The organism is Streptomyces sp. NPDC059256 (assembly GCF_042753785.1).
Classification (GTDB): Bacteria; Actinomycetota; Actinomycetes; order Streptomycetales; family Streptomycetaceae; genus Streptomyces.
The window spans coordinates 240,263-254,065 of sequence record NZ_JBHYZO010000007.1 but is presented as its reverse complement, the minus strand read 5'-3'; the positions used below and the strand labels follow the sequence as shown (position 1 = coordinate 254,065).

Genomic DNA, 13,803 nt, shown 5'->3' with positions numbered 1-13,803 from the left:
AACGCGACGCTAGCTCCCTGTGACGTCCTTGACGAACAGCATGCCGTCGCTGTTCGTCAGGTGGGCCGGGTCGAGCGGAGCGTAGCCGAACCAGGGGGATATGCGGGGCGCGGGCAGTGAGTCACCGAGGGTGCTGGCGAACCGCTGTGCATCGACGAGACAACGGTCCTCTGGGAGCGCGTACAGGAGCCCTTCGACGGTGTCCGGCGGTGGTGTGCCCACTCCCTGGTGGTGGATCGTGCCGAGGGCCGTGGCCACGAAGGCGTACTCCTCGCCGAGTCGGGTGCTGACCAGTGCGCCGGCGCTCCACCACTCCAAGGGATCCCCGCCCATCCGGATCGAGCTCTTCTCCCGCTGGAGATGGGAGTTGTGAGCATGGGCGAGTACCGGGCCCGCCGCCACGAGGGCGAGAAGGTTCTGGGCCATCATCTGGTCCCGCAGACCCACCAGCCGGGTCAGGCGCGCCGATGAGCTGTCGGCCATCCAGTGGTGGTAGCGCAGCAAGCCGGTCGCGGTGCGCGCGTGCAGTTGTATCCGGCCCCAGTCGCCCCGCGAGGTCACCTTGACCAGATACGGCTTCTGCGCGTCGAGAAGCGCCACCAGATCATCGGCGAGCAGGCGGAGTTGAACTGCGTCGATCGACTGCCCCACGGACTGGGTGGGGTCCATCATCGCGGCGGGATTGGTCCATCGGTCGTCGGCGCCGAGTAGGTGGTCGAGCGTTTCCCTGGTGCAGGGGAGCAGGTCCGGGTCTGCCTGAGCCGAGAGGTAGCCGTGCAGTGTGGTGAGGGCCTGGCGGGGGCTGGCGGCGTTGGTGATCTCCAGCGGGCCGTCGAAACCGGCGAAGCGGAGTCGGTCGTACGCGGGCCGTCCGTCGTTGTACGCGCGCATCCAACGCACCAGTTCGCGGTTGGCCGCGCAGGCGCCCCAGCCGTGGCTGAACCCATGCTCCATGACTTCGTCGAGGCTGCCCGTGCCCAGGGCGACGTAGTCGTCCACGACGAGGCTCATGAGGCAGTCGCTCTCGATCGCGATCGTCCGGTAGCCCTCCTGCTCGACGAGTTGCTGGAAGAGCTCGTTGCGCAGGTCGAGCAGTGCGTCCTCACCGTGGGTGGGCTCGCCGAGGGCGAGCAGTCGAGGCCGGCTCGGGAGCAGTCTCATGACTGCGGTGGCATCGATGGCGTAAGTGGTGTCCTGGATGTCGGTAGCCATGGATTCAACAGTATCTTTGAAGCTTCGGTTGAAGCTTTTTCGCTGAGGGTGTCAAGTTTTTCGGTGAAACCCTCAAATATCGTGAGTATGTGAGTCCGCCGGCCTGGCGCAGGGTCGGAGCCGAGGGCAGCCGTCGATGGGGAATCGCGAAGGCGACATATGTCCGGCGGTCGGTCCGGTGGCTCGTGATGGCCGCCTCTGCTCTCCTGAGCGCTGAGTCGGTTTGCGGCTCAGAGCGCAGGGGCCCGGTGCCGGGTGGGCTGTCGGGTGGCCGTTCGCAGCGCCCCCACCTGGGCCCAGTGGCTCTCCACAATGGACCCTCCAGATCAAAACGCCATAAATCTCTGCTGCGTTCTTCCTGTGCGTCCGAGGTCTAGCGATCGCCTTATCGGGTAGACGCGGTTCACTGCCGTTATGAAAGCGTGATCCCCAGGGTTCTTGCGGATGTCTCGGAGGCTGCCGCAGGGTGATGTATGCGCTTACAGGCTGCGCATACATCACCGGCTCAACGCGTGCCGGAAGGCTCAAGGAGGAGCACCCATGCACCGCACGGCCAGAACCGTCTCGATCGCAGTTGCGCTGGCGACCACCTTGGGAATCTCCGCGTGCGGCAACTCGGGCGGAGCCGGGGTCGCAGCCGACGAGAAGCAGACGCTGACCGTCTGGGCCATGGGTACCGAGGGCGAGAAGCTCGGTGAAGTCGCCGCCGCCTACAAGAAGGTCAACCCCAATGTCACGGTCAAGGTGACACCGATCGGCTGGGACGTCGCCCACCAGAAGCTGGTCTCCGCTGCCGCTGCCGGGAATCTGCCCGATGTGACGCAGATGGGCTCCACCTTCATGGGCGAGTTCGCCGAACTCGGCGTGCTGGAACCGGTGGACACCAAGGAATTCAAGAAGGACGACTTCTTCCCGGCGGCTTGGGAGGGCAACGTCGTCGACGGCGAGGTCTACGGTGTGCCGTGGTATGTCGACACGCGTGTCCTCTACTACCGCACCGACCTGGCGCAGAAGGCCGGCGTGACCAAGGCACCCGTCAACTGGGCCGAGTTGGCGAAACTCGCGAGCGCGTACCAGAGCAAGGCGGGAAGCAAGTGGGGGATCTCCCTCCAGCCCTACAACCTGGACGCCTGGCAGAACTGGCTGCCCTTCTTCTATTCGGCGGGCGGCGAACTGATCAAGGACGGAAAGCCCGCACTGGACAGTGAGGCGGCGGTGACCTCCCTCAAGGAGTACGCCACCTACTTTGAGAAGGGTCTAGCGAAGAAGAGCGTTCAGCCTGGCTATGACGTGATCAAGGACTTTGGCAACGACAGTGTGCCGATGTTCATGTCCGGGCCCTGGCAGACCACCAACATCGCGGAGAACCAGCCCCAACTGAAGGGGAAGTGGGCAGCCGCGCCCATACCCGCGGGAACGTCGTCCACATCCTTTGCCGGTGGCTCCAGCCTGGTGATCTCCAAGGACAGCAAGCACAAGGCTGCTGCCGGTGAGTTCATCAAGCACCTCACGAGTGCCAAGGGCCAAGCCGACTGGTACGAGCGCACCACCGATCTGCCTGCGCACCAGGGTGCGTGGAGCGAGGGCAAGCTGGCCAGCGACCCCAACCTCAAGGTCTTCCGAACCCAGATGGAGAACGCCAAGGCCATTCCTGCGCTCGCCAAGTGGGCCGAGATCGGCGCCAAGATCGACGAGGCGATCGAATCGGTGACTCAGGGCAAGGCTTCGCCCGAGGAGGCTGCGAAGAAGATGCAGTCCGCGACCGAGGGCCTTGTGGAGTAGACCCGTGAAGACGCTCACCAAAACGCCGGCGGAGGACGCGGACGCTCGTCCTACGCCGTCCGGCACACGGCCGCAAAGACGCCGGGCCGGCGTGCAGAACGTGGCGGGGTGGTTGTTCTCCACTCCCTTCCTCGCCCTGTTCGCGGTCTTCATGGCCCTGCCCATCCTGGCCACACTGGCCATGAGCTTCACCGACTTCGGTCTGCGCAACGTCACCGACCCCCTGTCGGCCGAGTTCATCGGATTCGAGAACTACACCAAGCTCTTCCAGGACGAGAAGTTCCTCACCTCGCTCTTCAACACCGCGTACTTCGTGGTCGTCGGGGTGCCTTTGACCATTGCCGCCGGTCTCGTCATCGCCGTGCTGCTGAACAACGGCATCGACCGAATGCGCACGTTCTTCCGCATCGGCTTCTACGCCCCCGTTGTCACCAGCATCGTCGCCATCGCCGTCGTCTGGCGCTTCGTCCTCGATCCCGCAGATGGGCTGGTGGCCGGCGTCGCGAGCGAATTGGGCATGACAGCCCCTGACTTCCTGGGCTCGGAAACGCTCGCCATGCCCTCGTTGATCGTGATGGCCATCTGGCGAAATCTGGGCACCGTCATGGTCCTCTTCATCGCCGGCCTCCAAGCCATTCCCCATGAGGTGCGTGAGGCGGCCAGGCTCGATGGCGCGGGCGCGTGGAACGAGTTCCGTCTGATCACCGTTCCGTTGCTGCGACCCACCCTGCTGTACGCCACCGTGATCACCACCATCGGCTATCTCAATGTCTTCGAGGAGCCGTTCGTGATGACGAACGGAGGCCCTGCCAACAGCACGCTGACCGTCTCTCTCAACATGTATCGAGAGGGCTTCAACTTCTTCCACATGGGTTACGCGAGCGCCATGGCGTATGTCCTGTTCGTTGCGATCATGGGCATCACCGTGCTCCAGCTCCGTCTGCTGAAGGACAACACGACATGAGCGCCCTACGACTGAAGAAGCCCACGGCCTATGTGTTGCTCGGCCTCGGCCTGGTGCTGATGGCCGCGCCCTTCGCCTGGATGGCGCTCTCGGCCTTCAAGACCAAGCCCGAGCTGGCCGCCAGCCCACCGGTGTGGATCCCGACGGAATGGACGCTCGCAAACTTCCGCGAGCTGTTGGAACTGCTCGACCTTCCGCGCTACTTCCTCAACTCGACGATCGTCGCCGCCCTGGTGACTCTCTCGAATCTGCTGTTCTGCTCGATGCTCGGATACGCGCTGGCCAAATTGAACTTCGCCGGCCGCAACAAGCTCTTCGGGCTGGTCCTCGGTGCTTTGATGGTGCCGGGCAATCTGATGCTGCTCCCGCTGTTTGTGCTGATGAGCAAGATGCAACTGATCGACTCCTATGCGGGGCTCGTCCTGCCCTTCGCCGCGGGTGCCTTCGGAGTCTTCCTGATGCGTCAGTTCATGTTGTCCGTCCCCGACGAGCTGTTGGAGGCAGCCCGACTGGACGGTGCCGGCGAGTGGTACATCTTCTGGCGCATCGTCATGCCGCTGGTCAAGCCGGCCCTGGCCACGCTCGCGATCCTCACCTTCCTCCAGTCGTGGAACAACTTCGTCTGGCCGCTGATCGCGACCAATGACCCCGACAAGTACACCCTTCCCGTGGCACTGGCGACCTTTGCCACCGACCCCAATCGGGCCAATGGCGCCAACGGTGTTCTGATGGCCGGTTCCTTCCTCGTGGTTCTTCCGGTCCTCCTCGTCTTCGCCGTGTTGCAGAGGCACTTCACGCAAGGCATCGCCACCGCCGGTCTGAAGTAGCACCTCCCCACCCGTACTCGTCGAGGTGTGAAGGCCCTGGTGCTCGGCATGAAGTCGAGCCTGCCGTGCGCCCGAGCGTGGGTCCGACCGGCCGTGCGCCCGAGCGTGGGTCCGAGCTGATCACCGCTCGCTTCCCCCTACCTACAATGCTGAGGTTTGTTCTGTTATGACTGATAAGTCTGCTGCTCACATCGACTGGGAGTCCCGCATCGGCAAGCCGAGCGATACCCGACTCACCGGAGTCGGCGAATTGCCCGCCCCCGATCGGCTGACCGCTCAGGGCGGGACCGGCCTGGTGCTCCTCCACTGGGCACCCGTGGAGGGAGCGCTCGGTTACCTCGTCCACCGGGCTGACAGTGTCGACGGCCCCTATGAACCGCTCGACCACTTGGGCGGCGATGTACTGGCGGTGCCGCATCCCCCCTACGCAGACACCCTGGTCACGCCCGGGCGGACCTACCACTACAAGGTCGCCACCTGGTCCGACAGCGGCGCGGGCGAGCTCTCCGAAGCAGCTACCGGTCGCGCCCGCGCAGCAGGAGCCACACCCGCCGCGGTCACCGTCGCACTCGATGCCTCGGCTCCCACCAGCGAACTGCCCGGTGTGTGGAACCGCATGATCGGTGCCGAACACTTCTCCCTGCTGACCTGGGACAAGCCGGGCGCCGGTGGTTCTGATGTGGCCCTGGAGTACGCCCAGGCACTGGGCATCGTCCGGGATGAGATCGGGGTGCGCAGTGTTCGGGCACACGGCACCTTCCTCCCGGAGACGGTCTCCGTCAGGGCCGACGGCACCTTTGACTTCTCCGGCCTGGACGAGGTCTACGACCGATTCCTCGCCACCGGACTCAAGCCCGTCGTCGAACTCTCCTTCATGCCCAGGGAACTCGCCGCCGACCCCGAGTACACGGTCTTCGACTACCGCGCGCTGGTCTCGACCCCTCGTGATTGGCAGCGCTGGGGAGACCTCTGCCGAGACCTCACCCTCCACCTCCAAGAGCGCTACGGAAAGGAGGAGGTGGCGAGTTGGGAGTTCGAAGTGTGGAACGAGGCCAACCTCGAAGTCTTCTGGAACGGCACCCAAGACGACTACCACCGTCTGTACGAGGTGGCCGTGCGGGCGATCAAGGCCGTCGACGAGCGCATTAGGGTCGGTGGCCCCTCCTCCGCGGCTGCGGGCTGGGTGGGCGCCCTGTTGGAACACTGCCGAACCCATGATGTCCCGGTTGATTTCGTCTCCACCCACACCTACGGCAACGCTCCCCTCGACTTCCGGCCCATGACACGCGCCTTCGCCGAAGCGACGGGGCGCCCAGAGCCGGAGATCCTCTGGACCGAATGGGGCGTCACTCCCACCCACTTCCACCGGGTGAGCGACTCCGTCTTTGCCGCACCCTTTGTGTTGCGCGGCATGAAGAGTGCCCTCGCCTCCACCGACTGCCTCGCCTACTGGGTCGCATCCGACCAGTTCGAGGAGCTCGGCTGGCCGAACCGGCTCTTCCACGGTGGGTTCGGTCTGCTGACGGTCGGAAATCTCCGCAAGCCGCGGTTCTGGGCGCTCTACCTCCTCTCCCAGTTGGCCGGCGGACGCATCCCCGCCGCCGTCTCCGGAGACGGCGCCGATGCCCTGGTGGAGGCGATCGCCACCCGTGCCGAGGACACGTCCACCCTCGATGTCCTCGTCTGGAACGGGACCCTCGACCAGTCGAAGGTCGATGGGGCCCGGTCCCTCGACCGCACCGTCACCATTCACATTGACGGACTCCAGCCCGGAGCCACCTACCACGTCGTCTCGCGCCGCGTGGACGAAGAGCATGCCAACATCCAGGCGGTCTGGAACGAACTCGACGGCGGCGACTGGCCCGACGCCCAACAGTGGGAGAAGCTGCGCGCTGCCGACCGGCTGCCCGCGGACCAACTGCCCCCCTTCATCGCCAACGCGGATGGAGCGGTGCTGCTCAGCATCGATCTGCCCAACCCTGGCATCCGCTTCCTGCGCCTGGCCCGCGCCTGACCCAGTGGGTGTCACGTGGGACCCCGTCAGGCGGACGGGGTCTCGACGACACGATCTCAGGGCCCTCATCAGGACTTGGCCTGGACCCCCGAACCCGGCGAGATCCCAAGGGCCCCAAGGAAGAGAACGAGAACGCTTGGGGACCGGTGGACGCGCCCGAGACCGGGAGTCTTCCCCGCGCCACCGGATCGCCCACCGCGCCCCCCGGGGGGTGCCGTCGCGAGGCGGGGCCGCCATGGGCGCAACCCCCCACCCAGCCCGGGAGCTGCCGTCGCGTCAGGACGGCAGACTCCCGGGCCCGGGAGACCCAGTGCACCACCGACACGACTCCATACCGACCAACGGGAGCTGGAAGTCCATGGACCGTCTCGACCGTCGAACCCTCCTGACCGCCGCGGGAGCCGGAGCAGCCGCGCTCTCCCTGCCAGTGCTTGCCGCGCCCGCCTTCGCCTCGGACGTACCCGAGGCGTCCACCACCGAGAATCCCGCGCGAGGTGTTCATGCCTCTGATTCAACGCTGCTGCGTCAGTGGTTCCGCGATACCCATCGCTCGATAGAGGCATTGACAACGGACTTCGGTCTCACCGCGGACAAGGCGGACATCAGCGTCGCAGGGCGGCCCGTCCCCTCCCGCAACACCTCACCCACCAACATCGGCTGTGGGCTGTGGTCCACCGTCGCCGCCGCCGGGCTCGGTGTCATCGGGCGCAGCACCATGCAAAAGCGCCTCGCCCACATGGTGGCCGCCGTCGAGAAGCTCGAACGCCATCGTGGCTTCTGGCTCAACTGGTACGACGCGTACGACGGCTCGGTGCTCACCACCTGGCCCGAGAACGGTACCCCCGTTCGTCCCTTCCTCTCCTCCGTCGACAACGCGTGGCTCGTCACCGGCCTCGTCATCGCTGCCGACGCGGACCCTCGGCTGCGCCGCCGGGTCGACCGCATCCTCGCCGACGCCGACTGGTCGACCTTCTACACCCCGTACGACCCGACCGATCCGGTCAAGGGACCCGGTCAGCTGCGCGGCGGATTCTGGACGGACACCGGAGAGCCGACCGGTCACCACTACGGCGCACTCAACACGGAACCACGGATGGCGAGCTACCTCGGGATCGCCGATGGATCGCTGCCCACTGACCACTACTGGCACATGCTGCGCACGATGCTCCCCGAGCACGAGCAGGAGCAGAAGCCCCAGGGCTCGTACACGACCGTCGACGGCATCCGGATCTGGAACGGCCACTACACCCATCGGGGCCGCAAGCTCATCCCCACCTGGGGCGGCTCCATGTTCGAAGCGCTGATGGTCCCCCTGTTCGTCCCGGAGCCGGAGTGGGCCAGGCGCTCATGGGGCGTCACGCACCAGCGCTACGTCCGCTCGCAGATCGAGCACGGGTTGTTGGAGGAGAAGTACGGCTACTGGGGGTTCTCACCGGCCAACATCCCCGAAGGCGGCTACAGCGAGTACGGAGTCGATGTCATCGGTATGCAGGTCGAGGGCTATCAGTCCCGCTCGGTCGTCACGCCGCACGCAGCCTTCCTCGCCCTCCCCTACGCCCGCCGGGAGGCGATCGCCAACCTCAAGGCGCTCGCGCATGACTTCGGTGCCTACGACGAGCGGTACGGGTTCCGTGACTCGGTCAATGTGAAGACCGGCCGGGTCAGCGACTTCGTCCTCGCACTGGACCAGGGAATGATCATCGCGGCACTGGCCCAGGAACTGCGCCCCGGGCTGTTGCAACGCCCCTTCCGCACGGGTGGGTTCGAGGCCCGCGTCAAGCCCCTGCTGGCGAAGGAACGCTTCAGCATCTGACCCGTACCGGGCGGAACACACCTCCGTCCCAACCCTCGTACCTCTGTCTCCGGACGAACCTTGGCGCTGAGGCTCCGGGGGTGTCGGCGCCATGCGTACCGGCACCCCCGGAAGCACGGCGAGCCAGAGCCGACCGTGGTGCCGATCAACAGTGGGCGTCCAACCGCTCGCCGTTTCCGGGGCCCGCGGGCAAGGGACCTTCCAACAGTTCCACCCCCAGGGGCGTGAGCGTATGACGGATGGTGTTCCGCACCCGAAGACTCCTGATCAGCCCCGCCTCGCGCAGTACGGTCGCGTGTTCACTGGCCGAGGCGGGGGAGATGTCGAGACGTCGGGCGATCTCGCCCCCGGTCGCGTCCTGCGCATCCGCGATCAACAAGAGCGTCGCAGCACGGGTGCGCCCAAGGAGCCGCGCCAAGGTGTCGGCGCCGGGCGCATAGGCAGCCTGATGCAGTGTCAGGGCGCGGGAGTCCCGATTGATCGGATAGACGAGCACCGGCGCGAGCGAACCGTCCCTCAGCGAGATCGGTGTCCCCCGACAGAAGTACGAGGGCACCAGGAACAATCCCCTCCCTTGGAGGAAGAGGTCCTGCGGATGCGGATACGCGACCTCCAGCACGGGCGGGTTCCACCGCACGGCCGGGTGCAGGCTGTTCAAGAGCTCCTCGGTGCCTCCCGAGAGGAATGCATCGGCCCGCGACGATCGTTCGGCGTCCACCGCTGAGGTGATCTGGGCCCAGTACGGCTCCAGGGCCTGCCGCTGGTACCGCCGCAGGGCCGATCCCAGCCCGCGCAGCGCGCCCGCGTCGCCGCGGGCCAGGGCGTCCGCCCAGGACGGAAGGCTCTGCTCCCGACCGAGGGTGGCGAGATCTGTACGAAGCTGTGTGCGAGGCGTCGAGAGAATCGCTTCGATTCCGCTTTCGGCACAGACAGTCCCCGCGGCAGGGGTCAGGAAGTCGGGTGAGTACCCGCGCGGAGGAGCCAGCCGCAGCAGCGGGCGTGCTGAAGGATCGATCGATCCCCGCATGCGGGTCCGCCAGCCGAGCATCCCGATATCGTTGTCGTGGCTTGCCAGGACATGCAGGCTCAGCAGTGTCTCCCAGGCGGGATCGGGTCCCGGTGCCAGACGGATCCGACTGAGATCCTCGGCACTGAAGTGGATGCGCAGCACGAACGTACCCCCGTGAAAAGGCTGCTATCCCAGGTGTTCTACTGTTCCGCCTCCCTGCCCGGTCGGGTAGAGCCAAATCCGCCATTGGGTGTATTTCGGCTAGGACCGAAAGTGATGTGGCTTCTGTCGCCCCGGCCCTAGCGTCGATGACAAGCACCACGGGGTGGCGCCACAGGCCGCCGACGGCCTCTGTCGACACCTCGACAACGGGAGGACACCATGTCATCTGTACGTCGTACGGCAGGGGCGCTCGCCACCGCAGCGGCCCTCCTCGCGGGAACGGCAGTTCTGGCGACCGGACCTGCTTCCGCTTCCGACTCCGCAGCCCCTTCCGCGCACACCCAGCGGGCCGCGGCTTGGGACGGGAACATCTACCTCTACTACAGCGCGTCCGCCAACAGTTCGTGGAGCAAGTACGCGGGGTGGGTGAACGACTTCGCCGGGCACACCTTCGCCGCCGGTGGTGAAGGCAGCGGCCAGCCGGTGAAGAACAACGTCAATCGAGCCTGGAACAACGACGCCAACTGGACCGCTCGGATCTACTACAACGAGAACCAGAACGCGAGCGGTCCGGCTCCTTACGACGACTTCTACCCCGGCAACGCCCGTGCCCTCAATAGCGGAGTGCGCAACAACAATGCGTCACTCAGCTGGTGGCAGTGAGCTGAGCCAGGCCCGCCCGTGTGCGCACGGGCGGGCCGCCCGCATGCCCGAGAGCCACGTCCCGCAGCCAGGGAGGAAAGCGTGAGCAGGACCTATGGGCGCCACGCGATCGTCATCCTCGTCGCGCTGGTCGCCACCGCAATCGGCTGCGCGCCTGGTCAAGAGTCACAGGACGACGGGAAGCCAGCAGGGCCCCCGAGCGTCGGACGGATCCACCGGCTCCTCTCCGTGGACTCCCTCGTACTGCCCATCGAGCGCTACCTCTTCACCGACCGCCAAGTTGGTCGGGTGCTCCGGGCGCGGGCGGTTCTGACGGCTTCCTGCATGCGACGCTACGGACACACCTGGCCGGTGCCCGCGTCCGCCGCGGAGACCGGGACGCTCAACCCGGCCAACACGGCACACCGGTACGGGCTGACCGACCCCGTCGCGGCGGCGAGGTACGGTTACCACCCGGCGCCCGGCTCCCCCCTGGGGCGTACCCGGAAGAAGGGGCCACCGGCGTCCGTACCACCGTCCGAGGCAGTGATGGTCGTGGCGACCGGAGCGGACCGTGATGGCTCGCCCGTGCACAAGGACCGCAGCGGACGCCCGATTTCCCGGGGCGGATGCTTGGGGGAGGCCACCGCCGCTCTCTCCGGGGACCCCGACAAGATCGGCAATCGTGAACTCGTCGGAGCGATCAACATCGGAAGTCACCAGCAGTCGCAACGTGACTCCCGGGTGGTGGCCGTCTTCCGCGACTGGTCACTGTGCATGCAGCGGCACGGTCATCGATATGCCGATCCGACCGAGGCCCCCGGCGCATCCCCCCAGTACAACGCCGAGAATCCCAGTCGTGCGGAGATCGCCTTGGCCCGTACCGACGTCGCGTGCAAGCGGGAGACCAATGTCGTAGGGGTCTGGTCAGCCGTGGACGCGGCGTACCAGCGGCGGGCCATCGAACAACACCGGGCCGAACTGGACCGGGTCATCCATGACATCGACACCCAGGTGACCCGTGCCGATCGTGTGCTGCGAGGACACTGAGCGGCGAGGCGGACGCGGCGCCACCAGCCGGATCTGCGCCCGCCCGCTCGGCGCCGGGGGCGGTCGATCCCAAGCAGCGATCCCACCATCAGCCCACCTATCTGCAAGAGATCCTCGGTGCCCGGCTGGACGGGGTCGGCCTCGGGGCGGTAGGAGCCGTGCCCGTTCCCTACCAGCTCAGAGCGCTCCCCTGCGCCGCTCGCTCATCAACAGATAGCCGAGGTAGGCGCCTCCGATGGCCATCGTGTAGATGCCGACCGGCAGGTTCTCGAAGAGCGGGAGCTGCTGCGCACAGAGATCCGCCAAGACCAGGAGCAAGGCGCCGGTCAGCGCGGACAACAGCAGATGCGGGCCGGGCAGTCGGGTGATCCGTTGCGAGATCTGCGGTGCGGTGAGGGCGATAAAGGCGATGGGGCCCGCCACGCTGACCGCTCCCGCGGACAGCACGATCGCGAGGACGACCGCGAAGGTCTTGGTGTTCCTGGGCCCGGCCCCCAGCCCCTGGGCGATGTCGTCCCCCATCTCACCGATCGACAGACGGCGTGAGATCAAGGCCACCAGCGGGGCGGTGCAGAGCACCACGACCCAGATCGTGGTGGCGTCGTCCCAGGAGCGCGCCGACAGACTGCCGTTGACGTACGCCGACAGGGTCGACGCCTTGTCCCTCTCCATGGTGTACACGACGTACTGCGTCACCGCGGTACACATCGCTGCGACACCGATGCCCGCCACGACCAGCCGAGCAGGATTGCGGAACCCCGTCCCCGTGGAGACGTACACCAGTCCCATGGCGAGGACCGCTCCCAGAAGCGCTCCGACGGGGACCGGTACCACGCCCGGCAGGAGCAGTGCCGCGAACGCCGCCCCCGCCCCCGCGCCCGCGCCCAGGCCGATCACATCCGGACTTCCCAGGGGATTGCGCGTCGCGGACTGGAACAGGGCTCCCGACACTCCCAGAGCACAGCCGGTTCCCAGCGCGACGACGAGCCGTGGGCCGCGCAGCCGCTCCAGGACGAAGGCGTTCTTGCCCTCGGCGCCACCGGTGAGCGCGCTGCCGAGTTCGGCGAGCGGAATGCCGAGACGCCCCAGGGTCAAAGTGGCGACCGCGGCCACGGCGGTGAGCACCAGCAGTGCACAGGCCGTGACGAGCGCCACCCGATGGACGGGGAGGGCGACCGTACGCCCCAGGGTGAGCATGGTCCGAGCCCTTGCGGGTCGGCCGGCCGTGCGCTCGGCCCGCTCGATCGCCGCATCGGACGAGGGGGGCGCCACCGTCTGCGGATTCGTCATGCGTTCCCCCTCATCCTGCGTACGGCCATGAGCAGTGCGGGTGCGCCGACGAAGGCGGTCACGATGCCCACCATCAACTCCTGCGGACGCATCACGACCCGCCCCGCGATGTCCGCCATCAGCAGCAAGGTGGGCCCCGCCACTGCGGAGAACACGATCTGCCAGTGGAAGTCCACCCCGACCACGGCGCGCACGATGTGGGGCACCGCCAGTCCGACGAAGGCGATCGGACCCACGGCCGCGGTCGCCGCGGCGCTCAGCACAGTTGCCGCGAGCAGTCCGGCCCCGCGCACCAACCAGGGGTTCACTCCCAAGGACGCGGCGGTCGCATCTCCGAGCGCCAGCGCATTGAGGCTCTGCCCGAGGAGGACGGCGAGCACGAAGCCGGCGGCGGCGAAGGGGAGCATCGCCTGAAGCACGTCGAAGTCCCGACCACCGAGTGCCCCGACCACCCAGTAGCGGTAGCTGTCGAACACCTGCGGTTTGCTGAGGGTCACCGCCTGGATGTAGGCCATCAGCACCGCTGAGAGCACGGCACCCGCCAACACCAATCTGACCTGGCTCTTGCTGGAGCCGACCGATCCGATGGCCTGTACGGCGATTCCTGCCACCAGCGCTCCCGGCAGCGCCCACCACATCACGGCGGTGTTTCCGGTGGCACCCCAGAAGGCGGTCGCGGTGACGATGCTCGCCGATGCGCCCGCGTTGATTCCCAGCAGCCCGGGCTCGGCCAGTGCGTTGCGGGTGACGCCCTGCATCAGCGTGCCCGCCACGGCCAGGGCAAGACCCGCCAGGACTCCGAGCGCCGTCCTGGGGTAGCGACTCTCAACGATGGTCGTGACCTGGATGTCGGCGGTGCCGGACAGCACGTCCAGCACATCGCCCAGCGACGTCGGACGGCTGCCGATCATCACGCTCGCGAACAGGGTGACCGTCAGCAGGGCCAGCCCGATGACCAGCGCATACGCCCGCCGAGCAGCACCACTGCGCGTGGTACTGCTCGGCGGTACGGAAGTGACCGTAGTCATCTGTGGGGTG

General features: G+C 66.8%; 11 protein-coding genes. 7 read left to right on the top strand and 4 right to left on the bottom strand.

The genetic code is table 11. The annotated features are described in order from the left end of the window. Window positions 1-9 precede the first annotated feature (9 nt). Window positions 10-1,212 (bottom strand): erythromycin esterase family protein, encoded by a 1,203-nt coding sequence (locus ACFXJL_RS18650; protein WP_384693700.1) that lies wholly within the window; start codon window positions 1,210-1,212, stop codon window positions 10-12. A 540-nt stretch (window positions 1,213-1,752) separates the two neighbouring features. On the opposite strand from ACFXJL_RS18650, the gene ACFXJL_RS18645 reads away from it, so the two are divergent. The 5 genes from ACFXJL_RS18645 to ACFXJL_RS18625 all read left to right on the top strand — a co-directional run bounded on the left by ACFXJL_RS18645 (window position 1,753) and on the right by ACFXJL_RS18625 (window position 8,612). Beyond that, the gene (locus ACFXJL_RS18645; RefSeq protein ID WP_384643420.1) at window positions 1,753-2,994 is read left to right on the top strand and encodes a sugar ABC transporter substrate-binding protein; all 1,242 of its coding nucleotides are present in this window, start codon (window positions 1,753-1,755) and stop codon (window positions 2,992-2,994) included. Between the two features lie 4 nt (window positions 2,995-2,998). After that, window positions 2,999-3,958, top strand: a complete 960-nt coding sequence (locus tag ACFXJL_RS18640; protein ID WP_384643423.1) for a carbohydrate ABC transporter permease — start codon at window positions 2,999-3,001, stop codon at window positions 3,956-3,958. Continuing rightward, the gene (locus ACFXJL_RS18635) at window positions 3,955-4,785 is read left to right on the top strand and encodes a carbohydrate ABC transporter permease (protein WP_358881346.1); all 831 of its coding nucleotides are present in this window, start codon (window positions 3,955-3,957) and stop codon (window positions 4,783-4,785) included. The genes ACFXJL_RS18640 and ACFXJL_RS18635 overlap by 4 nt, the downstream gene beginning before the upstream one ends. A gap of 166 nt (window positions 4,786-4,951) precedes the next feature. Then, window positions 4,952-6,799, top strand: a complete 1,848-nt coding sequence (locus ACFXJL_RS18630) for a glycoside hydrolase (RefSeq protein WP_384693695.1) — start codon at window positions 4,952-4,954, stop codon at window positions 6,797-6,799. Between the two features lie 358 nt (window positions 6,800-7,157). Then, window positions 7,158-8,612 (top strand): glucoamylase family protein, encoded by a 1,455-nt coding sequence (locus ACFXJL_RS18625; RefSeq protein ID WP_384693692.1) that lies wholly within the window; start codon window positions 7,158-7,160, stop codon window positions 8,610-8,612. Window positions 8,613-8,757: 145 nt separating this feature from the next. Here ACFXJL_RS18625 and ACFXJL_RS18620 read toward each other — a convergent pair whose 3' ends face one another. Then, a complete protein-coding gene (locus tag ACFXJL_RS18620) occupies window positions 8,758-9,783 on the bottom strand; it encodes an ArsR/SmtB family transcription factor (RefSeq protein WP_384693689.1) in 1,026 nt (341 codons plus the stop codon). Between the two features lie 219 nt (window positions 9,784-10,002). On the opposite strand from ACFXJL_RS18620, the gene ACFXJL_RS18615 reads away from it, so the two are divergent. Together ACFXJL_RS18615 and ACFXJL_RS18610 are read left to right on the top strand one after the other, a co-directional pair. After that, entirely contained in the window at window positions 10,003-10,446 is a 444-nt protein-coding gene (locus ACFXJL_RS18615; protein WP_329013008.1) for a hypothetical protein, read from the top strand. Window positions 10,447-10,527: 81 nt separating this feature from the next. Then, window positions 10,528-11,475: a hypothetical protein gene (locus ACFXJL_RS18610; RefSeq protein ID WP_384693686.1), complete on the top strand. Its 948-nt coding sequence runs from the start codon at window positions 10,528-10,530 to the stop codon at window positions 11,473-11,475. A 177-nt stretch (window positions 11,476-11,652) separates the two neighbouring features. Here ACFXJL_RS18610 and ACFXJL_RS18605 read toward each other — a convergent pair whose 3' ends face one another. Further along, entirely contained in the window at window positions 11,653-12,765 is a 1,113-nt protein-coding gene (locus ACFXJL_RS18605) for a FecCD family ABC transporter permease (RefSeq protein WP_384693683.1), read from the bottom strand. Continuing rightward, window positions 12,762-13,793, bottom strand: a complete 1,032-nt coding sequence (locus ACFXJL_RS18600; RefSeq protein ID WP_384693680.1) for a FecCD family ABC transporter permease — start codon at window positions 13,791-13,793, stop codon at window positions 12,762-12,764. The genes ACFXJL_RS18605 and ACFXJL_RS18600 overlap by 4 nt, the downstream gene beginning before the upstream one ends. Window positions 13,794-13,803 lie beyond the last annotated feature (10 nt).

Coding starts and splice junctions, on each gene's coding strand:
- ACFXJL_RS18650 (WP_384693700.1), bottom strand. CDS start 1,212: ATGGCTACCGACATCCAGGACACCACTTACGCCATCGATGCCACCGCA.
- ACFXJL_RS18645 (WP_384643420.1), top strand. CDS start 1,753: ATGCACCGCACGGCCAGAACCGTCTCGATCGCAGTTGCGCTGGCGACC.
- ACFXJL_RS18635 (WP_358881346.1), top strand. CDS start 3,955: ATGAGCGCCCTACGACTGAAGAAGCCCACGGCCTATGTGTTGCTCGGC.
- ACFXJL_RS18630 (WP_384693695.1), top strand. CDS start 4,952: ATGACTGATAAGTCTGCTGCTCACATCGACTGGGAGTCCCGCATCGGC.
- ACFXJL_RS18625 (WP_384693692.1), top strand. CDS start 7,158: ATGGACCGTCTCGACCGTCGAACCCTCCTGACCGCCGCGGGAGCCGGA.
- ACFXJL_RS18615 (WP_329013008.1), top strand. CDS start 10,003: ATGTCATCTGTACGTCGTACGGCAGGGGCGCTCGCCACCGCAGCGGCC.
- ACFXJL_RS18605 (WP_384693683.1), bottom strand. CDS start 12,765: ATGACGAATCCGCAGACGGTGGCGCCCCCCTCGTCCGATGCGGCGATC.
- ACFXJL_RS18600 (WP_384693680.1), bottom strand. CDS start 13,793: ATGACTACGGTCACTTCCGTACCGCCGAGCAGTACCACGCGCAGTGGT.